Here is a 20,012-nt window from a genome sequence, read left to right on the forward strand (position 1 = left end):
CATGGAATGCCCTGCCGAAGGCTGCGCTCGATCTGATAGAAGACCGGAGGCATGGTATTTTCCGCTGAGGACAGCCCAGACGGGGATGAAGTCAGGCAGCGCCCAAAACCAGTCGAAGATGTTGAGCCAGCTCCGCGCGCCGGAATGGTTTGCCGATGACGGGAAACTCGCCTTCTGCCCCGTGCCGCGCCAACGCGTCTGCCGCGTTGCCTGACGCGAGCAGAATCTTGATACCGCCGCAGAGCAGCGTCGCTTCGCGGGCAAGTTCAACGCCGCTGATGCCTCCCGGCATCTTGATATCGCTGAACAGCAGATCGAACCTCTTGTCGTCCCTAAGGATCCGGATGGCGTCGGCACCGCTCTGGGCGCAGAGAACTTGATAGCCGAGCCCTCTCAGTATTGCTGACGTGGCATCCATGACATCGTGATCATCTTCGACCATGAGGATTCTGCCGGACCCTGCTGCTGCTTCCTGCGGTTGATCAGTATCCGGTCCCACATTCGGCGCTTGAGTGGATCTTGGCAGATAGAGACTGACCGTGGTTCCCACTCCTACAGTGCTTTCGATGGTGACGTGGCCGCCGGATTGCCGGACGAATCCATAAACCATGCTGAGGCCGAGCCCAGTTCCCTTGCCGACTTCTTTCGTGGTGAAAAACGGTTCGAACACCCGCTCCAACGTCTCTTGCGGCATGCCGCAACCTGTGTCGGTGACGGAGAGTTTGACGTATGATCCGGCCGCGATGCTGGCTACGGCGTCTTCGTCGAGGGTTACATTTCGTGCCTCGATGTCCAGCCGCCCGCCGTCCGGCATGGCATCGCGCGCGTTCAGGGCCAAGTTGAGGAGCGCTGTCTCCATCTGCGCCGGGTCAACATGGCATAGCCACAGCTGATCATCCGCGACGAGGTTGACCTTGCACCCGTCGCCGAGTGCGCGAAGGATCAGTCCCTGAAAGTCCCGAATGAGAGCGTTTACACGAATGGTCTTCGGGTTCAGCCTCTGTCGTCGGGAAAAGGCGAGGAGCTGCGCGGTCAGGCTTGCCCCCCGATCGGCGGCCTTCCGCGCTACTATTGCGAGTCCCCGAACGCTTTCGTCATCCGTCGTACGGCTCTCTATAAGTTCGAGATTGCCGGAAATCACCATAAGCAAATTGTTGAAGTCGTGGGCAATACCTCCCGTGAGCTGGCCGACAGCCTCCATTTTTTGGCTCTGATGAAGTTGTTCTTCCATCAGACGGCGGGCCTCGATGGCATGCTTGTGTTCGGTGATGTCTCGAAACAAAATGACGATGCCTTCGCCGGAGAGGAATACATTGACCGCGTACCAGAGATCTTGGAAGAACATTTCTATGGATGCGAAGCTCTTTTTCGACATCGCCGCATGCGCTCGGGCCGAGAGGTCCGCGTCGAGCCAATCCGGAAAGGTCTCCCACAGGTTCATTCCAATGAGGTCGTCTCCGACAGACAGCTGCGCCTTTGCCCGCTCATTCAGATAAGTGATGCACCATTCGGTATCGACGATGAGAACGCAGTCGGTCGTGCTCTCGAATATCGTCGTGATCAGAGCTGCTGCCTGCTCGGCTCTCTCTTTCGCATCGTGCAGCTCCTGCTCGCGATTGGCGAGCGCATCGGCCATCGCGTTGAATGCGTCTGCGACCCGGGTAATCTCTGATCCTTTGTCTAGGATTTGTGCTCGGCGCGCGTAGTCGCCAAGTCGCCACTGGTTGGCAGCGTCAACCAATTCTCGCAGCGGCTGCTGGATGAACCGGCGGGCTCCAAACCATGTCAAGGCCAACACGACTGACGCGCCCGTGACAATCAGGAGGACACCCAGGCGTGTCCGACGCTGGATCTGGCTGAAGGCCCGCGCCTTGTCGATCCCGAAGGTGACAAATATCTCCCCGGAATCTGCTTGCAGAACAGTGTGGCCCACGATCCGCTCTACGCCGTCAATGTCGTGCACGGTTGTCGTGCCCGAATGGTCCCCATGCAAGTAATGGTCATCGGGGATGTTCCGGCCCACGAACTGGTCGTTACCGGGATATCGTGCGAGGTACGTGCCGCGGTGGTCGACAATGGCGAGGGCGGCGCCAGGCAGCGTACCCTTTTGAGCGAGATAGTGAGCCAGCCAATCGAGGCTGAGAGCGGCTATTACGACCCCGCCCATGTGGTCATCGTCGCCGTAGAATGGCAGGGCGAAGTGAAGGACGTTGCGGCCGGTTGCGCGTCCGTGGGCGAACTCTCCGACCGTAAACTTTCCGGTTTTCACGGCACTGGCGAAGTAACCGCGCCCGGCGGCAGTCGCAGGCTTGTACTCGATGTTCGAGTCGCAGAAAGAAGCTCCATTCGTATCAACCACGATGAAACTGATGAACTCCGGGTATCGCTCTTTGATCCTGGAGAGGTAAGCCTCGCATCCTCGGGAGTCCTTCGCCTTTATCGCGGGAAGCTCTGAGAGTGCGATCAATGCCTGACGAATGCCCTGGATGATTTGCTGCTGTTCGGCGGCGGCGAGCTTGGCGAGACCAAGCGCCAGCTCCTGCACTTCCATTTGGTGGGAGAAACGGAGGTCGAGCTCATTGTACAACTGGATTGCGGTTCCAGGCAGAAGTGCAAACGCCACCAGCATAAACAGCCGCTGCAACAAAGCCACCGCTCAATTTCCAAAAACCTGACGCGGTACGCTCCAAAGCGCCGATGCGCCAGAACTGCGCGGGGCGCATTGCGCATAGCACGCCTTGCTTTCGCGATCCTGGTAGTTCATTCGACCAGCCAACAGACGCGCTGCGTACCGTCTTCGTGTCATCTGTTGCTCGTCTGTCACTCGAATTGAGAGGGGAAATACATAGGCGTCGTTGCGGCACGATTTCGGTGTTGCGAGTTTCATCACCGTAGTGACATGTTTGTCGCGCCAATGACTGACACACCGTTGTTTGTTGCAATTGCAACGGAAAATCCGGTTAGCTCAACGTGTCGCAATCGGCGTCTACTGCGCGCGCGGTGCATGATCGCATCCAACCTGCACATGAGGGCGGAAGCGCGCTTCGAAGAAATGGATATTCGGATGGCGCTAGTTCGCTCGCGCGTTCAAGGCGAGTTACGATATGGGTTGAGGCCGTCCGGCAATACCTTGCAATATTCCGAATAGCCGGAGCGGGCGAGTTTGAAAGGTCTCGGGAATGAGGCGCGCCGATCCGCGACCTACTCGCTGAGTTTCGTCAGCGAGTAGGCATTGGATAGGTCTCCGACGATCAATCTTTCCGACAGAAGGTATGGAGCGAGGGCAGCTTGACTTTGTAAGAGTGGTCGATCGCACAGTTTGGCCGATCGCCTCGACCTGCCCCCGGCACGCTCGTGGTGTGTCGCTAAGCGACCAAATGAGCGGGCCGACTTTCAAGTTCAATCCCGAATTCGTCAATAATGATGTCTCGAATCCGATCGAAGGCGAGTCCCCAGCGGATGACCTTCATTGTCCTAAAGTCGATCTGAGTGGAGGAGAGACCGTTCGGGTGCTCCCACCGTGAGGTTCCATAGTCGATAATGATGTCCGCAGCATCTCGGACTTCCTGTTCGATATCCTCCACCCGATATTTCGTGCCCGCCAAAGATCTGTTGGCCGACGATCCGACGAACGGAAAATTGTCTCTCCATGCATGCGCGACGATCCGATCGCGTAACTCGCCTCCATTGAGAAGGAAGTTGACTGTGCCGTCTCGCGTCGCCATTCCAAACAGGAAAGGTGTCAGCGCTTTCATGAACGGATGATCTTCTCGAAAGGGCGCAACGACCGAAAGAGGAAGGTCGTGGTCCTGGGTAATGGACCTTACGATGCGACGTCCCGTCTCCGACATAACGTGGACGGCCTCGTGAACCACGTACGATCCGCACACGCCACTTGCGCGGTCATAAGAGCGATTCTTCGCGGCATAAACTCGCCTGAGAGCATCGTCACCCGCACATTGGATCGCATAAGACAGGTCGTAGGGAACTATGGCAACGCCGCCGGATCTGAGAACGTCGTAAACACGGTCGGCGTCTGCCTGAACATCGAAGCGATCACTCGTGGGTGTCATAGTCATCCTTTCGCAGTGTGAGATGTGAGAGTTGTTGCCAATTGAGGAGGATAGTTCCTCGATCCAACCTAGGAACGAGATGGAGTCAGAGTCGGCTGTTCTGCCGATGATGCAGCATCCTGAGATTTGAGTGGAGTATCGATAGCCGTGCGCTCCAACGGCTCTCGCATCGTCTCGATACCGAACAACCAAACGACTACAGCTTGCATGAGAAGTGCCACAGCCAATGCACTCGCGATTGCGCCAAGCCCGCCCCACGCCATCAAGAACACGACGAGATATTGGACTGCGGAGGTGGCCAATCGTCCGGCGGCTCCGCACAACCCCGTGCCGCGAAGGCGATAACGTGTTTCAAACAACTCGGGGACATAGACCGTAAAAGCAATAGTGTTCGCTACACCAAGACAGGTAGCGAGCGCGAAGCCGACCCCCAGAAATGCGGCACCCTGAGCAAAGACGAGGCCGGCGCCGATCAAGGCTGACAAGCTCGAGAACAGAGTGATAACAGGTCTCCTGCCGAATCGATCGGCGATCAGTGCTCCAATAACTGCTCCTGTTGTCTTGCCGAGTGCGAAGACCATGCTGACCTGCAGGGATGATCCCAAGGTCATTCCCCGTTCGACAAAGATCGTTGGCAGCCACTGCATGAAGCCGTAAAGGCTAAAGCCAACCGTAATATTGATAAGTATGCCAACCAGGGTATTTCGCAGCACGCCAGGTGAAAACAGGATTGCGAAAGAGACTGGAGACATCGCGACTGGAGCCTCGGGGCGGTAGGAGGGCAGTGGCCGTCCTTGCGCTACCTGTTCTTCGATGTCGCGCAGCAGAGCCTCGGCTTCGTCCGTGCGTCCATTGGCTTCGAGCCAGCGCGGAGACTCGGGCATCGACTTTCTCGCCAGCCAAACGCAAACGGCAGCGACGCCCGGCAACAAGAACATGTATCTCCAGCCAATGGACGGAATAATGTAGTATGCAATGACCAGCGAGATGAAAAAGGAGAAGTTGCTGATCAGCGCGACGGCCGATATGACCCTGCCACGAACGTTCGCAGGGAGAAACTCTGCCAGGGTGGCGTAGCCGACCACCACCTCCGCACCGAGACCGAGGCCAATGAAGAAACGCAAGATGATGAGGACCGTCATGTTTGGCGCGAAGGCGGCCGCAATTGAGGCAAAGCCGAACAGCGCCAAATTCAATTGGTAGCAAAAACGTCGCCCAAAGCGATCGCCCAGGATGCCGGCGAGCCAAGCGCCCAAGAGCAAACCGACAAAGGTGACGGCCAGGAAGTTTGCGTTGATTGCGACAGTCGACCAGCCATCCTGCACCAGGGCTGCGAGTACGCTGCTGCCCGAATATAGTTCAAAAATATCGATGAAAATCCCCGCCCCGATGAGGGCAGTTAGCTTGCAGTGCCAACGAGACATAGGCAGTCTATCAAGACGTGCGCCAGCGTCGGTACTCCGAAGATTGTCGTTCATAAAAGGGGTTTCCTCGATATATCGTTTGTAGTGTGGTCCTCGGAGCAGCGCGCGATCCGATCAGCACTGATCTGCGTAGCTCAGCGCTGCTGCACGACCGAGGAGTTGTTTGGTTTCGACGGCGGCGAAGCGAGAAAGTCACACTGCGCTTCGATCGGTTCGCCCTGCAGAGGTAAGTTGGGAGCATCCGGCCTGGTGTATTTCAACGGATCGTGGTCCGCGTTCGCGTGACTCACAATAGAAAATATTCAATCAATTCTTATCCAAAGCGGATCAATCGCTACCACGCAACTGCGCAGTGATGCGCAAAGAGGATGCTCTCGCTTGGACACCGGCGATCCGCCAGAGAAGCGCAAACCCGTCGGCAGCTGATGCGTGTTGCGTCGGCTTAAGCTCTGCGAAACGCCGGATGGCCGTTCGTCGCATGGTCTGAGATTGATCCGGCCCGCTGATCATTCGATTTGCTGAATGGGATTATTTTTCCGACGCACGTTGTTAATCTTCATTGAACTTGAACAGGGCCGAAGGGCGTCTGAACCAAGTGTTCTGAAGGCGTCAGAGCGGACGCAATTCCGAAGGAAGGATGGGGTGTGGCAAGGTCGATCAAGGGGAAGGTCAGCTCCGGTGTGAATAGGCGGAGATTGTTCTCCGCGGCAGCGATGTGCTTGATGTCCATGCCTTGCATTTGCGCAGCGGAAACATCGACGAGGGCGGGGGTGACCACCATAAAGATCGGAAATACGATGCCCTATAGTGGACCAGCGTCGGCTTACGGAGTGATTGGAAAGACCGAGAGCGCCTATTTCAGGATGGTAAATGATCTGGGTGGCATCAACGGACGACAGATCGAGTTCATTTCCTATGACGATGCCAACAGTCCGCCAAAGACGGCCGAGCAGGTGCGAAAGTTGGTCGAAGGTGATGAAGTGCTGTTCATGTTCAATCCACTGGGAACCACACGGAATGGAGCAATTCAGAAATATTTGAACGCAAAGAAAATTCCGCAGCTGTTCGTCGCTTCAGGCGCCTCAAAATGGGATGATCCCGCGCGGTACCCGTGGACGATGGGATTTCAGCCAAACTACCGGAGCGAGGGACGCATCTTCGCGTCCTATATCCTTGCGAATTATCCGTCCGCGAAGATAGCAATCCTCTACCAGAACGACGACTTCGGAAAAGATGAGATTAAGGGAATTCGCGACGGGCTAGGAAAGAGTGCAGATATGATCGTCGCGTCAGCCTCGGTCGAACTCACCGATCCAACGGTCGATTCTCAGATAGTGAGTCTGAAGAGCTCCGGGGCGGACCTTCTCATAACGCTCGTGGCGCCGAAGGCAGCGTCACAGTCGTTGCGCAAGCTGGCCGAGCTCGGATGGAAGCCTGTACATCTCATCGCAAACGTCGCGTCCTCAATCGGATCCGTATTGAAGCCGGCGGGTCTCGAAAATGCCAAAGGACTGGTCTCGACGGCCTACCTGAAGGACCCGTCCGATCCGGCGATGAAGGATGACCTCGCGGTCAAGGCTTGGTCTTCCTTCATGGACAAGTATTACCCTGAGGGCGACAGGTCGAACAGTAATGTGGTTTTCGGATACGTGCTGTCTCAAGCGATCCTTCAGGTTTTGCGTCAATGCGGAGACGATCTGAGCCGCGAGAATATTCGAACACAGGCGGCCAACCTGAGAAACCTCAACTTGGACATGTTACTTCCAGGCATAACGGTCAATACGGCACCCGATGACTACTCTCCCATTGAGCAGATGCAGTTGATGACGTTCGACGGAACTTCATGGAATCTACAGGGAGAGGTCCTTACCGGCGAAGGCGGCTCAAGGCGCTAAAACGAGTTTCAGATGCGCAACACCATATGCTTTGAGGAAGCGTCGCATTGGCCACTCCCTCTCTCGGACGGGGCTTCGTGCGGAGTGCGTTCTTCCAGCTCCTAGGCCGATTCTTGAATCAGCATCTCGCGCGGTACATAGACGAACCCATCCATAATCCGTCGCGCAGTTCGGCTGAATCCGAGTGCCTTGAATGCAACGCCACTTGGCACGTTCGCAGGGCTGGCCTGCACGTTCACCTTCATGACCCCCATTGGGTGCCCAATTCTCAGTTCGTCCGTCTGCGCCGCGATAGGGCCGATCGTGCGATTTACTATCGAGCCAGGAATTCGAGACGCGGCCGCGATACACATGGATCCCGTGCCAGCCATGCTTTCATGACAGCGATTGTACCAGACCATGCGCGCGCGGAGATCGATGTCGTCGGGGTTCACCGTGTGACCACCTCTCATTGTCCGGTAGGCCGCAGGTTCCGCGACCAGTATAACCAACGGTAGGGCAGGCGACTGCTGATCGACAGCTCGCCAGTCCCGACAAAATCCAATCTTTTGGGCCGCTTTGCCACGAATCTCTCTAAGTTGGTCGACCAATGCTGGATCGGAAGCGAATGCTTCCGGAAGCTCGCTTCCGTCCAAACCAATATCGCCCGATCGGACGAATACGGCGGGGTTCGCAACGTCGCAGATAGTGACCTCGATGCGCCTATCGCTCTCCAGCTCGATTACATCTGTCACTTGGCCGGTGGGTTGGATCTTGCCGGTCTTCGCGCCGATCGTCGCCGTATAGTCCATCCGTATCTCCGCGCCGGTTCCTGGGACGCCGTCGATTGCAAAATCGCCAGTTACCTTGGCCCGGCCTCCGGCCACGGGAACATCTGCGATTAGTATTTTGCCTGTATTCGTGTTGTGAATTCGCACGCGCGTCACCGGCTCACTCAGCGGAACTAGGCCTGCATCGATAGCGAACGGCCCGACACCTGAAGAGATATTTCCGCAATTCGAGCTGTACACAATGAGATCTCGCTCGAGGACGACCTGGGCATATGTATAGTCTACGTCTGCATCAGGCCGAGCGGACCTCTTGATGATTGCCATTTTCGAGGTGATGAGCCGCGATCCGCCGAGACCGTCGATTTGGAGAATGTCGGGTGTCCCCATGATCCTCTTGAGCAGACGATCGCGCTGTGCGCCCGCTGGCGGAATATCCTGCTCCAGTAGGTAGACGCCTTTGCTCGTGCCACCCCGCAGTATTGTGCATCGAATTGCGATCTGATCGGGGAGCTCGGCCATTGATCACCTCATATTGTGCTGGATTGGAGAAAAGGTGGCGAGAAGGGCTTTCGCGCGACCACGTTAGGCGAACAATCACAACGCCCATCGATTCCTCATCTCCGTGACGTCGAGGAAGAACGCCTCGCTGACAGAGCGAGTTGGGATCGCAGCAGTTTTACAAAGGCTTGCGCTGCAGGCTGGAGCGGCTTGCCGCGCAACGTCGCCACACCTATCTGGCGAGATATCGTTCGGTGCTTGAGCGGAAGCAACTTCAGGCCGCTAAGGTCGAGCTGAGGTATGACGAGCTGTGCGACGAACGCTATGCCGAGATTTGCGCGGACCATTGCAGTCAACGTCAGGATATTGCGTGTTAGGATGGAGGGGTCGTAGGACAATCCGGCTTCCGCGAACGCACGAGCGATGGCGGCCCATGCCGTCGACTGCCGAGGAAAGCTGACGATCGACAAATTGGCCAACTCTTCAAGTTCTACATCGCGGCGCACGCTCAGAGGGTGGTTGGCTGGCACCATCAACATAAACGTGTCATCCAGAAGTCTCTGGAAGTTGAAATGCCGCTGTTCGGGATCGAAGGGGATCACGGCGAAGTCGACATCCCCGCTTGCTAGACGGTCGAGTTCGCGGCCGAAAAAATCGTCGACCAGGACGATGTCTACTCCCGGCCACTGCTGTTTGAACGTCTTAATGACGGGAGGAATGATGCTGGCCGCTACCGTTGAGGTCGCGCCGAGCGCGACGCGTCCCCGCTTGAGATGCGCTTCGTCGTTAAGCTCCTGCACGATGTTAATGAGGTCAGCGACCGTCCGCTCCGCCCTCAACCTCAATCTCTCGCCCGCTTCAGTGATCGTCACTCGGCGCGTCGTTCGATGGAACAACTTGAGTCCCAACGTGGCTTCGACCCGCTGAATGCGCGCGGTGATTGCAGGTTGAGAGCAGCCTAGAGCGAGCGCAGCCGCACGGAAGCTACCTAGCTCCGCGATCGCCAGGACGCTTTGCAGTTCGGCCGCTTCAATATTTACCAGTTTCATCTATCAATCGATCCAACTTATCGGCTTGTTTATCAGCCAGCGTTCGCGCGCTGAACTCGCAGCCGTCAGACAATTGTTGGCAAGGCTATCTCGAAAACTCCGGACCAACTTCGTGATAGATCGAGCCGGCGGCCAGCGTGTTCACGCTCTCGATAGAGATGTCCATCAACAGCCGGCTGCGTTCCGGCGAGATATGAATAGTCAGGTGCTGCACTGGATGTCGATCTGTATCGTAGAGCAGGCGAGTGATCCTCACCAACGGTGCAGCTAGTTCGGTGTCGAGTTGCTTGGCATAGAATGGACTGGCTGAAACCGCGGTGATTTCCTGGGCCACACGGCCAAAACGAATACCTTGCGCAACCAGGATCTCGTAGAGCGCACGCGTTTGCAATTCTCGTAGCGTAACGTTGCGTCCGACGGCTTCGGGAACCCACGCTTCCGTTACCATGACCGGGGTCTTGCCACGCCGACGCAAGCGCACGGCATGCACCGCCGGGACACCAGCGACGAGGTCGAGTTGCCGGGCGATATCGAGCGGGGGCTCCGCCGTCTCCACATTGAGGACCTCAGCCTGCGTCTCGCGCGCCGACTTGCGCAACGCATCGAGCAGACCCAACGTGGCCGAAGGACGTGCGGGCGGGAGTTTGTCACTGACGAACGTGCCGCGCCCATGACGCTTGACCAGAAGTCCGGAAGTTTCAAGGTCAGCGACCGCGCGGCGGACGGTGATGCGCGAAACGCCAAACCTCGCGCATAGCGCCTCCTCATTCGGGATCGATTGGCCCGGCGAATAGACACCGCGCAGAATTTGATCTCGCAGGATCACAAAGAGCTGCCGGTGCAACGACGTGCCGGGCACCCAGGCGATCTGCTGGTCGTTGGCTGTTTGCGCAGAGATGGTCACTGAGATTTGGCCGGACGGTCAAAAGCTATCATACTTGATCTTCTTGTATTATAACGTTATTACGTCATAATGTAAACTGAGTTCGTTCAGAGACCAAGTCATCGCTGGCGCACGCGGTTTCCTGGAGCTGGACCATTCTCGAAGTGTGTTCATCAGTCGGAGCTAACAATGAAGACAACCACTCGATTGCGGCAGTTGCTGGCAGGGAGGGAGATCGTCGTTGCGCCCGGAGCATATGACGGCATGACTGCTAAAATGGTGGCGCATGCTGGCTTTCCAGCCGTGTACATGACGGGAGCCGGAACCGCAGCAACACTCGGATTTCCCGATCTCGGCATCGTAACAATGACAGAGATGGTTGCGAATGCGGAGACGTTGGCGCGTTCCGTCAATATTCCCGTGATCGCCGACGCCGACACCGGCTATGGCAATGAATTGAACGTCACTCGATCCGTAAGGGAATACGAATCCCGCGGCGTAGCCGGAATCCATATCGAGGATCAGGTGGCGCCAAAACGCTGCGGTCATCTCGACGGCAAGGAGATCATTCCCGCGGAAGAATATGTTGCCAAGATTCGGGCGGCTGTAGCCGCCCGGCGCGATCAGGATTTTGTCGTGATCGCGCGGACCGACGCCCGTGCGGTGGCGGGTCTTGATGAGGCAATCGCGCGTGCCAATGCTGCGATTGGGGCAGGCGCCGACATGGCATTCGTAGAGGCCGTGCGGACGATGGAGGAGTTGCAGGCCGTACCTCGCCGGGTAACGGGTCCTTGCCTCCTGAACGTTGTTCGGGGCGGCATGACGCCAGACATTGACTTCGCCGCCGCTGAGTCGATGGGCTACAGGCTCGCGATCCTGCCGAGTCTGCTGATTGTCGCGGCAAACGAAGCCTGCGTTGCGGCTCTACGCACCGTCAAGGAATCCAATGCGCCTCCGAGTTCTGTCGGCAGCATGTCCGTCGGTGAGCGATTTCGCCGTCTAGGCTTGGACGAGTGGACCGATCTCGCGACAAAGTTTCGCGGTGAGGCCGCGCCGACAGAGCGGAGCGAAGTTGGATGACGAAGACGTTGCTCGACAAGCTGTGGGACCTCCACATCGTCGCCGATCTTGGTGAAGGCTGGTCGCTGCTTCACATTGACCGACATCTACTTCACGACCTGTCGGGGACCGCGGGACTGTTCGCTCTCGCTCAGAGAGGGCTTGCCGTTGCAAACCCCGAGCTAGCCTTCGCGACTCCAGATCATGTCGTTTCGACGGTCCCGGGGCGAACGGGTACAACTTTCGAAGCGGGCGCGAAGCTGTGGGCGGGTCTGAAGGAGCTCTCGCAAAAGACCGGTATTCGATACTTCGAACTTGGCGAACTGGGGCAGGGCATCGTGCATGTGATGGCTCCAGAGCTCGGCATCACGCTACCCGGAGTTTCGCTTGTCTGCGGCGATAGTCACACCTGTACCAATGGTGGTCTGGGTGCACTGGCGTTCGGTATCGGCTCATCCGAATTGACCCATGCGCTCGCAACCCAGACATTGCGACAGCGGAAGCCGAAGGCCATGCGCGTGCGCTTCGAAGGCAGGCTCGGCAACGGCATCGCACCGAAGGACGTCATCCTGCACCTGATAGGTAAGATTGGTGCATCGGCCGGAACGGGATACGCGATCGAATATGCCGGCGAAGCCATCAGAGCCATGACGGTCGAGGGACGAATGACCATCTGCAACTTGTCGATCGAGCTGGGGTCGAAGATCGGTTTCGTCGCGCCGGACGAAACGACGTTCAAGTATGTGCAAGGACGGCGTTTTGCTCCCAAGGGTGACGCTTTCGAAAGGGCCTTGTCGCATTGGCATACGCTGCAGGCTCACAACGAAGCGCAGTATGATCGCGACGAGGTGATCCGCGCTGAGAAGATCGCGCCGACCATCACCTGGGGAACCAGCCCCGAGCACTCGATAGCTATTGATGAAGTCGTGCCGGATCCGTCGGCTATTACTGACCTTGCGGGCCGGAAAGCCTGGCAGGAGGCATTGGAATATATGGCGCTGACGCCCGGCCGTCCGCTTGCAGGTACCAAGGTCGACTGGGTCTTCGTCGGCTCCTGCACGAACTCGCGTCTCACCGACCTGCGCGACGCCGCGGCGATCGCTCGCGGTCGTCGCGTCGTGGACGGAGTGAACGCGTGGGTGGTCCCAGGCTCCGAAAAGGTGAAGCGCGAGGCCGAAGCCGAAGGACTCGATGCCATCTTCAAGTCGGCCGGTTTCGAATGGCGTGAGCCCGGCTGCAGTATGTGCGTTGCCGCAAACGGAGAACGAGTGCCTCCGGGTGCTCGTTGCGTCTCAACTTCCAATCGCAATTTCGTCGGCCGTCAAGGGCCAGGCGCCAGAACCCACCTTGCGAGTCCGGCTATGGCGGTAGCGGCCGCGGTCACCGGGGCCATCACCGACGTCAGGAGGCTCTGAGATGCTGCCCTTCACCGAGATGACCGGATCCGCCGCGTCGCTACTGCGCGCCAACATCGACACCGATGTGATCATTCGGATTGAGCGGCTAACGAGCGTCCCGCGTGAACAGCTCGGACGGTATGCTTTTGAAGCGCTGCGCTACCGGGCAGACGGCAGCGAGAATCCCGACTTCGTGCTAAATCACCCGATCTTTCGCTCCGCCTCGATCCTGATAGCGGGCGCAAATTTCGGCTGCGGCTCCTCGCGCGAAGGTGCGGTATGGGCTTTGATGGCAGCTGGACTACGCTGTGTCATCGCCGAAAGCTTTGGAGATATCTTCTACAACAATTGCTTCCAGAACGGCTTGCTTCCCATCACGCTTTCCGCCTCGTCCGTCAGACATCTGGCCGATCAAACGGGGCAAGGCGCACCTATGACGGTTGACCTCGTCAGGTGCGCGATCGTGACGGCACAGAACGAAACGATCCCGTTCGAGATCGATGCGGCACGCCGCCAAGCCTTGATCGAGGGGCTGGACGATATCAGCAGGACGCTGCGACAGAAACCCAAAGTTGTCGCCTGGCAATCGGAAGATCGAACGCGCCGACCATGGATCTGGCAATTGCCTGCAGCATGACGTCCAACGCTTCCTTCCCAAAAATGGTCTCTGTTCGTGCCGCCACTGCTCTCAGCGCTTCGCTTTGGAGCGCACCATGATCAGATTTATAGCTCGTACGCTCCGCAATGTGCGCGCTGGGGAACACAAACTTGCTTGGTACAGGGCAGGTATCGCTTCGGCTCCGTCGTCAATTTTGCTATCCAGTTCGTGCTTTGCGGCCGGTGGCCTGATTCCGCGTCGACACGCGGGTAAAAACGTCGGCGAGAATATTTCGCCCGCGCTGGCCTGGAGCGGCGTACTGCCGGAAGCCGCAGAACTCGTGATGATCGTCGAAGATCCGGACGCACCCTTACCGCGCCCCTTTGTCCATGCGATTGTGATCGGCATTTCGCCAACAGCATCGTCACTAGCTGAGGGAGCGCTCTCGGCGCCCTCGGGAAACCCCAACTTTATGCTCGGTCGCAATAGCTTTGGCCGTTCAGCCTATGCCGGACCGCGTGCGCTCCCGGGGCATGGTCCGCACAGGTATGCTTTTCAAATATTTGCGCTGCGCCGCAGACTCACTCTTACCGAGCCGGCCAGTCGCTCGCGCATGCTGTCCGCACTCGGGGATGATGTGATCGCACGAGGGCGGATCGACGGAATATTCGAGCGTCCATGAATTCATAGCTTGTCGGTGAGAGTGTCTGACTTGCAATTCCGTGGAAGGCTGATTCAGGACGCAAGGCTCAGATGGGAAGCTCGGTGGAGTGCTTGATCTGCTGAAGCGGGATTTCAGTCTGCACGTTGCGAACCCCCGCAACCGCCGCGAAATGACCCATGTGTACACGGCGATACTCGTCGAGATTGGCGACCACAACTTTGAGCAAATAGTCGTAGCCTCCCGCCATGAGATGAGCCTCGACGACTTGCGGGAGCTTCCGAACTTCGGCTGCAAAGTGCTCAACCGTGGCCTGATCCTGACGCTCCAGGGTGATGCGCACGAAGATCGTCATGGCAAGATCGACGCTCGAAGGGTTCAGAAGAGCCACATAGCGCTCGACAACGCCAGCTTCTTCAAGCAGCCGCACCCGCCGAAGACAGGGAGACGGAGAGAGACCAACCTGAGAGGCGAGTTCCGTGTTTAACGTCTTCGCGTCCCGCTGCAAGATTCGTAAAATCTTCCGATCGACGGCGTCGATGTCAATTGGCATCTGAGACCACAAAATCCTCGATTTTTGGAATTTGAAAGCTATCAGGCATATCCCCGAGTGCCAACTTGGCAATCTGCTGGGCGGACTTTCATGCTAGGAAATCTCCCGGAATATGGCTGAAGGGGCCTTTTATGTCTGCGGATTACCCGTTCCCACTCGCGCCGCGCATGGGTGCCCTTAGCCCGTCGCCATTTCATATCCTGCAGCAGGCTGCCAAGGAGTCTGAAAATCGTGGCAGAAAGTTGCTATATCTTTCCGTGGGGGAGCCCGGATTTCATACCCCGGAAAACGTGAAGGAGGCCGCGATCCGTGCAATCCGGAATAACCAGACCCGTTACACGGCCGCGGATGGAACGCCTGAGCTGAAGGCCGCGATATGCGCCAAGCTCTTGCGCCAAAATAACCTCATCTACGCTCCCGATCAGGTCATCGTCACGATGGGAGGCGTGCAGGCAATATTCAACCTATTGCTCGCGACCGTCGGTCACGGCGATGAAGTTCTACTTCCCGCGCCGTTTTTTTCTCCCTATCTCTCGTCGATTCAGCTCACGGGTGCAAAGCCCGTTTTGTTGCCGACACGAGAGTCGGAGGGTTTCGTACCTCAAGCGAGGGACGTCGCGACCGCGTTGACGAACCGCTCGCGGTGGCTCGTTCTGAACTCTCCGTCGAATCCGGCTGGCGCCATCATTGACCGCGACCAACTTCACGAGATTGCCGACGTGGTGCGCAAACATCCCGGCCTCATGGTCCTTTCGGACGATATGTACGAAGCTATTCGCTTCGAAGGCGGCGACTTCCTCAATATCGTCAACGTCGCGCCGGATCTTGCCGAGCGCACGGTGGTGCTCAATGGCGTCTCGAAGACCTACGCCATGACAGGTTGGCGTATGGCCTATCTGGCTGGACCCAAGCGTCTGATCGCTGCCGTCACGCAGGTGTCGCTCAGCAGCGCATTCTCTCCGAACTCGATCTCCCAAGCCGCGGCAGTCGAGGCGCTGGAGGGACCGCAGACTGCGATCGAGGTCCAGCTCAGCGAGTATCGCGCTCGTCGAGATACCGTTATTGCCGCGCTGAAGGAGATACCCGGGTTGAGTTTCGTGCCGCCGCGAGGGGCTTATTTTCTATTCGTGAACTGCAAATCGTACCTTGGCATGAGAAATGCGGAAGGAGAATTCATCCGCGATGATCTCGATTTTGTTCTTTATGTACTCCGCAAGACTGACGTCGCGCTGATGCCGGGTTCAGGATTTGGCATGCCAGGGTATCTTCGCATCTCATTTGCCACCTCCGACGAGGTGCTGCGGATAGCTACGAGGCGGCTCTCCGATGTCTGCAATGAGCTGCGACTGGCCGCGGCGCCTTGAGTGAAGCCGGCCTCGCCGAATTCTGGATGGCCTCCAGGTTCTTGAGCGGGAGCGAGTTTCCAGGTTCCCGTCATTAATCTCTAGTGAGCCCCAACAGAGGGCTTTGTTTGCTGTTCCAGAGAAATCTGATTGAGAACTTTATGTTCGGAGTCGACCCCGGGTTCGTGGGTGACAGAGCCGTCGGGGTCTGCGCAAAAATCCCGGCGTGGCCTCCATTTGCGGAAACAGATTCTTCGGAACTTGCCCTTAGTCCCGGTCGCTTCTGCTTAGTTGCCATTTGCCAATCTGTCTTGTCCAGGATTCGGCGGCTCGAGTAGTTCGCGCTTGCGGCGTCCTGACGGGACAATCTGATCCCCTTTGACCACCGAGTAAATCTCGCCAATCCATTCGGGTTGCACGCCCTCAATCGTCTTGGCATTGAAGCCTTGCAGGTTCGCTACAGAGGGGGTTTCGCCGCGGAGGATGGTTTTGATGTAGCAGCGGCCGTCCGAGGTGCGGACGATGGCTTCTTTCCCATAAAAACTCTCGATCGGGCGCCACCGCTCGCGCCAGACCAGGATCACGTCGCCATCGTCATATTTCGGTATCATCAAATTGCCTTCGATCTGAAAGGCAATCAGCTCATTGATGACAGCGAAGGGTATCTCAACTTCGAATAGTCCTTCGGGTGGGACTTGTTCATATCTGGGCTCGACGTACCCACCCGCGCCGATCATTCCGACCACTGGCACGCGGAAGCGGCCACGCGCTGTTGACTCTTCAAGCGTTTCGGCGGGGCCGTACATGATATCTTGAGCGGTGATTCTGCGGCCGGGCCGGCTGAATTTCTCTGCGTAGCGACAAGCGTCGTCATCCCCGATGGGGCGGTTGCCGTTCTCATGCGATCGCAGGGTGCCTTCTACCCAGAGAAATTGGCGCGCTGCTTCGCGAGCGGTACGAAATCCAGCCGATATCCGGTATTGCCGCAGGCGAGCGGCTCGTGCCGTGCGCGTCTCGCGCTCGATGTCTTCTCTTTGTGGCATGGCAATGCAATCCGTATCATCTTCTGGATGCGAGAAATTGTCTTGGAGTGCAAGTTCGTGGCGTCACATGCAAGAATCGCTCGGCGCCGGGCGCTGCCCGACACTGTTGCCTTCTTGGGTGGCTTTGACTGCGTGCCGACAGGCATAGTTCACGGACACCGCGCCATAAAGTGATCCCCATCCGGGCAGCGGCTGTGCTCTTTAGCGCCGTGTCTCTCGCTGATCATCCTTGTAGCGCCCTCTACACCACAGAGATCGGCGGGGGAAGCATTGCCCCGGCGCTGATTGCCCAAGTCGCGCCGGGGCTTCCATTATTGGCATCCGGATCTTAGGGCCTCGGTGGATTCAGAGAGACGATGAGTGCCAAGATGGCCACGACGAGGCTGAAAACTGAAAGCACTGCTGCTACCCATTGTGGCAGGATGTTGCGGAAGAATTTGTCGCGCTCAAGGTAGCGGTTAATTACCATGGGCTGCCAGGGCCTTTCCATTTCGTTTGGACCCCAGAAGTGATAGCGAACCCAGCCGAGTAAGTCGTCGTTTTTGACGTTGCGAATTTCTTCTACCAGCTGATCGTGGTCCAACTCCTTTAATGTCGCGTGAAGTGTTGTGACTCTACTATCCAGTCGCGGATCTTTTGGCATAGCGAATCCTCCAAGTGGATCGGCGGGGCGGCCCGCACGTAGCTGATTGTACGACGTCTAGAATTCTTGCGCATCCAAAGGTTGTGCTCGCCCGAAGGGGCGCCCCGACGTCGATTCCCACGATCGCGCCGGGGCGCGATCGTGCCGGTCGTCCGAAGAGAGAGTGCAAGTTATCTGACGCGTCTTCGTTGCTCGTTCACCGACAAATATCGTTCCCGTGAACGAAACGTCATCACAACGTGCAGTGCTATCGGACCGGGTGATGTGCTGTCTTCTCGCTGCGCGGCTCTCGTCGACCTGCCCCCACGCGTCTCGACGAGCGGGCGCCGCCCCGGCGCTGACCCGCAGCGCAGCGTCGGGGCGCATTTGGTTTTGCCCGGCAGAGCAACCCCTGCAACTAGATAAGTGAGCGGTCCGTGTGGCGACGAAATCGTTCTTCGAAAAATGGTACGGGGACGCTTGCCCCGCTTGGACATGGCCTTTGACGATGTACGCAGTCGGGTTGGCGTTGGCGCTTATCGGGATCGTGTTTAGGTAATCTCAAAGAGGTGCAGGAGGAAAAACATAGGCCGCGCTTGGCGCGGCCGATGTCGAGATGGGATCAGGGTCAAATGGCATCGATTGCCGCATGGACGAGGAGATGTTGCTCAACATGTTGGTCGACCCGCCGAAGTGATCACGAATCGCTAACGCCGCTTACGTGATGCGACACGTATCAGACCAGTTAGTCCGGGGGCTTGATCTTTCTGGTCGGTCCGGTGAGAAGGGCGCGGATCACTTCGCGTTCCTGCACGCGTAGGGTCATCAGCTTTACTTCCAATGCGCTGATGATTGCGTCGAGACCTTCATCTCGTAGGAAACCGCGGACAATCTCATCCAGCTTTTCTTCGAAGTTCATGAAATCAACCTCATCGCTAATGCCGTCGCGCGATATGTCCCAGACGCTGGGGAAACATATCGCGGATGGCTCGGTCAGTCGGGCAGACAGATGGTCCCAATTGGCCCGGTGACGAGGACGCAGTTCGCTTCGCGCTCCTTTATTCGTAGTTCGATGGCCTTCGCCTCCAACGTGCTGATGATCACCATGATGTCGTCCTCTGCGAGGGAGCTGTTGACAATCTCATCCAGCTTCTCTCCGAATTTCATTATGCCAATCTCCTTGGATCGGGGGCCAGTTGGTCCATTTGCACTTGCACAAGCTGTTCTATGTAAGGAGTCTTGAGGATGTCCGGTGGTTCGAGCAGTTGCTGAACCTCTGCCAGTCGCCGATGAACGTCGGCATGGAGTATCGCGGCCTTGAACAGGGCTTTGTTGTACTGGAGGTGGCTCTCGAAATCGGGCGGGCGGTCCCCGCGTGTACCGGGATAAGCGAGGTCCGGGACCGCCGACATGTTCCACGGCCCCTCGATTAACGGCAGGCTCTTGGAGAAGAACGCTGCCGCCAGTCCGGCAAGCGGATCAGGCTTGGCCGCACGTCCCTTCAGAATCTGGTTCAGAAGGCGAGCTTCCTGCGCCGCAACGCTCATGCCCTGGCCATAGACGGGGTTGAAGCGGCAGATCGAATCGCCGATCGGCAGCAGGCCGCGCGGAAATGTGCCCAGCCGATCGAACCGACGCCATATGCTGGCCGGAAGAAAGTAGCGCTCGAATCCGCCCGTCCGCTCGGCGTTCTTGATGGCGTTGTAGATCGTCGGCGTATTAAGCTGACGAGCATAACACAGGAATCCTTCCGGATCGGCCGGCGGCCGTAACCCGTTCTGCCCCGAGAACGTCGCCATCCAGCGCTTGCCTTCGGTCGGCATGAAATAGCCCGCGTGGCTGCGGTCCGGCGCCGGGGGCCAGGTGCCAACTCCAATCCAATCGGCGGGAGTGTCCCATTCGTTGGATCGATCCTTGGGAATGGCGAACATTGTCGTCGTATAATGGAGGTCGATGCCGATGACGATTTCCTCCGGAGGCTTCTGGCCGGTTGAGCCAAGCAACGCCAAGGTTGGCGTAGCGCGCCCGGTGGCGTCGACGACAAGGTCGGCGGCGAGGGTCTCGTCCTCTCCATCGGCATCTTCGCATATGACGCCTGTGACCATGGTGCCATCGAAGGCGGCGGTGAGTAAGAACGCCGCGCA

At 57.8% G+C, this 20,012-nt stretch carries 18 protein-coding genes; 6 read left to right on the forward strand and 12 right to left on the reverse strand.

The features are described from left to right. Positions 1 to 91 precede the first annotated feature (91 nt). From K288_RS0135815 to K288_RS0135825, 3 genes are all read right to left on the reverse strand, one after another. A complete protein-coding gene (locus K288_RS0135815; RefSeq protein ID WP_027583863.1) occupies positions 92 to 2,653 on the reverse strand; it encodes an ATP-binding protein in 2,562 nt (853 codons plus the stop codon). A 712-nt stretch (positions 2,654 to 3,365) separates the two neighbouring features. After that, on the reverse strand, positions 3,366 to 4,073 hold the full coding sequence (locus K288_RS0135820; RefSeq protein ID WP_043161582.1) for a Sua5/YciO/YrdC/YwlC family protein: 708 nt from the start codon (positions 4,071 to 4,073) through the stop codon (positions 3,366 to 3,368). Between the two features lie 68 nt (positions 4,074 to 4,141). Next, positions 4,142 to 5,551, reverse strand: a complete 1,410-nt coding sequence (locus tag K288_RS0135825) for an MFS transporter (protein ID WP_027583865.1) — start codon at positions 5,549 to 5,551, stop codon at positions 4,142 to 4,144. Between the two features lie 716 nt (positions 5,552 to 6,267). Between K288_RS0135825 and K288_RS0135830 the strand changes: the two genes are divergently transcribed. After that, entirely contained in the window at positions 6,268 to 7,392 is a 1,125-nt protein-coding gene (locus K288_RS0135830) for an ABC transporter substrate-binding protein (RefSeq protein ID WP_256378873.1), read from the forward strand. A 101-nt stretch (positions 7,393 to 7,493) separates the two neighbouring features. Here K288_RS0135830 and K288_RS0135835 read toward each other — a convergent pair whose 3' ends face one another. From K288_RS0135835 to K288_RS0135845, 3 genes are all read right to left on the reverse strand, one after another. Then, the gene (locus K288_RS0135835) at positions 7,494 to 8,681 is read right to left on the reverse strand and encodes a PrpF domain-containing protein (protein ID WP_027583867.1); all 1,188 of its coding nucleotides are present in this window, start codon (positions 8,679 to 8,681) and stop codon (positions 7,494 to 7,496) included. Between the two features lie 95 nt (positions 8,682 to 8,776). Continuing rightward, positions 8,777 to 9,709, reverse strand: coding sequence for a LysR family transcriptional regulator (locus K288_RS0135840; protein WP_027583868.1), 933 nt, complete (start codon positions 9,707 to 9,709; stop codon positions 8,777 to 8,779). An 85-nt stretch (positions 9,710 to 9,794) separates the two neighbouring features. Further along, positions 9,795 to 10,613, reverse strand: coding sequence for a GntR family transcriptional regulator (locus K288_RS0135845; RefSeq protein ID WP_201449771.1), 819 nt, complete (start codon positions 10,611 to 10,613; stop codon positions 9,795 to 9,797). A 186-nt stretch (positions 10,614 to 10,799) separates the two neighbouring features. Here K288_RS0135845 and K288_RS47525 point away from each other — a divergent pair, with 186 nt between their 5' ends. The 4 genes from K288_RS47525 (at position 10,800) to K288_RS51140 (ending at position 14,328) form a co-directional block, all read left to right on the forward strand. Continuing rightward, positions 10,800 to 11,672, forward strand: coding sequence for an isocitrate lyase/PEP mutase family protein (locus tag K288_RS47525; RefSeq protein ID WP_201449772.1), 873 nt, complete (start codon positions 10,800 to 10,802; stop codon positions 11,670 to 11,672). After that, positions 11,669 to 13,066: a 3-isopropylmalate dehydratase large subunit gene (leuC, locus tag K288_RS0135855; RefSeq protein WP_027583870.1), complete on the forward strand. Its 1,398-nt coding sequence runs from the start codon at positions 11,669 to 11,671 to the stop codon at positions 13,064 to 13,066. The genes K288_RS47525 and leuC overlap by 4 nt, the downstream gene beginning before the upstream one ends. Position 13,067: 1 nt before the next feature. Continuing rightward, positions 13,068 to 13,685, forward strand: coding sequence for a 3-isopropylmalate dehydratase small subunit (gene leuD, locus K288_RS0135860; protein ID WP_027583871.1), 618 nt, complete (start codon positions 13,068 to 13,070; stop codon positions 13,683 to 13,685). Between the two features lie 76 nt (positions 13,686 to 13,761). After that, positions 13,762 to 14,328: a YbhB/YbcL family Raf kinase inhibitor-like protein gene (locus tag K288_RS51140; RefSeq protein WP_084799971.1), complete on the forward strand. Its 567-nt coding sequence runs from the start codon at positions 13,762 to 13,764 to the stop codon at positions 14,326 to 14,328. A gap of 67 nt (positions 14,329 to 14,395) precedes the next feature. Here K288_RS51140 and K288_RS0135865 read toward each other — a convergent pair whose 3' ends face one another. Then, complete coding sequence (locus K288_RS0135865) at positions 14,396 to 14,860, reverse strand: Lrp/AsnC family transcriptional regulator (RefSeq protein WP_084799974.1); 465 nt, start codon at positions 14,858 to 14,860, stop codon at positions 14,396 to 14,398. Positions 14,861 to 14,991: 131 nt separating this feature from the next. Between K288_RS0135865 and K288_RS47530 the strand changes: the two genes are divergently transcribed. After that, entirely contained in the window at positions 14,992 to 16,224 is a 1,233-nt protein-coding gene (locus K288_RS47530; protein ID WP_043161571.1) for a pyridoxal phosphate-dependent aminotransferase, read from the forward strand. Between the two features lie 266 nt (positions 16,225 to 16,490). Here K288_RS47530 and K288_RS47535 read toward each other — a convergent pair whose 3' ends face one another. The 5 genes from K288_RS47535 to K288_RS47540 all read right to left on the reverse strand — a co-directional run. Continuing rightward, entirely contained in the window at positions 16,491 to 17,246 is a 756-nt protein-coding gene (locus tag K288_RS47535) for a S24 family peptidase (RefSeq protein WP_152535828.1), read from the reverse strand. Between the two features lie 328 nt (positions 17,247 to 17,574). Next, a complete protein-coding gene (locus K288_RS0135880) occupies positions 17,575 to 17,889 on the reverse strand; it encodes a hypothetical protein (protein WP_027583873.1) in 315 nt (104 codons plus the stop codon). Between the two features lie 724 nt (positions 17,890 to 18,613). Then, on the reverse strand, positions 18,614 to 18,787 hold the full coding sequence (locus K288_RS53775; protein WP_160169037.1) for a hypothetical protein: 174 nt from the start codon (positions 18,785 to 18,787) through the stop codon (positions 18,614 to 18,616). 74 nt (positions 18,788 to 18,861) lie between these two features. Beyond that, complete coding sequence (locus tag K288_RS53780) at positions 18,862 to 19,035, reverse strand: hypothetical protein (RefSeq protein ID WP_160169038.1); 174 nt, start codon at positions 19,033 to 19,035, stop codon at positions 18,862 to 18,864. Further along, positions 19,035 to 20,012, reverse strand: a 978-nt coding sequence (locus K288_RS47540) for a squalene monooxygenase (RefSeq protein ID WP_210164441.1), incomplete at its 5' end; no start/stop codon positions are given. The genes K288_RS47540 and K288_RS53780, both read right to left, overlap by 1 nt.

The organism is Bradyrhizobium sp. Ai1a-2, assembly GCF_000426245.1.
Classification (GTDB): Bacteria; Pseudomonadota; Alphaproteobacteria; order Rhizobiales; family Xanthobacteraceae; genus Bradyrhizobium.

What these genes read in the sequence shown, in the direction of transcription:
- K288_RS0135820 (WP_043161582.1), bottom strand. Translation starts at nt 4,073, where the DNA reads ATGACACCCACGAGTGATCGCTTCGATGTTCAGGCAGACGCCGACCGT.
- K288_RS0135825 (WP_027583865.1), bottom strand. Translation starts at nt 5,551, where the DNA reads ATGAACGACAATCTTCGGAGTACCGACGCTGGCGCACGTCTTGATAGA.
- K288_RS0135835 (WP_027583867.1), bottom strand. Translation starts at nt 8,681, where the DNA reads ATGGCCGAGCTCCCCGATCAGATCGCAATTCGATGCACAATACTGCGG.
- K288_RS0135840 (WP_027583868.1), bottom strand. Translation starts at nt 9,709, where the DNA reads ATGAAACTGGTAAATATTGAAGCGGCCGAACTGCAAAGCGTCCTGGCG.
- leuC (WP_027583870.1), top strand. Translation starts at nt 11,669, where the DNA reads ATGACGAAGACGTTGCTCGACAAGCTGTGGGACCTCCACATCGTCGCC.
- leuD (WP_027583871.1), top strand. Translation starts at nt 13,068, where the DNA reads ATGCTGCCCTTCACCGAGATGACCGGATCCGCCGCGTCGCTACTGCGC.
- K288_RS51140 (WP_084799971.1), top strand. Translation starts at nt 13,762, where the DNA reads ATGATCAGATTTATAGCTCGTACGCTCCGCAATGTGCGCGCTGGGGAA.
- K288_RS0135865 (WP_084799974.1), bottom strand. Translation starts at nt 14,860, where the DNA reads ATGCCAATTGACATCGACGCCGTCGATCGGAAGATTTTACGAATCTTG.
- K288_RS47530 (WP_043161571.1), top strand. Translation starts at nt 14,992, where the DNA reads ATGTCTGCGGATTACCCGTTCCCACTCGCGCCGCGCATGGGTGCCCTT.
- K288_RS47535 (WP_152535828.1), bottom strand. Translation starts at nt 17,246, where the DNA reads ATGCCACAAAGAGAAGACATCGAGCGCGAGACGCGCACGGCACGAGCC.
- K288_RS0135880 (WP_027583873.1), bottom strand. Translation starts at nt 17,889, where the DNA reads ATGCCAAAAGATCCGCGACTGGATAGTAGAGTCACAACACTTCACGCG.
- K288_RS53775 (WP_160169037.1), bottom strand. Translation starts at nt 18,787, where the DNA reads ATGAACTTCGAAGAAAAGCTGGATGAGATTGTCCGCGGTTTCCTACGA.
- K288_RS53780 (WP_160169038.1), bottom strand. Translation starts at nt 19,035, where the DNA reads ATGAAATTCGGAGAGAAGCTGGATGAGATTGTCAACAGCTCCCTCGCA.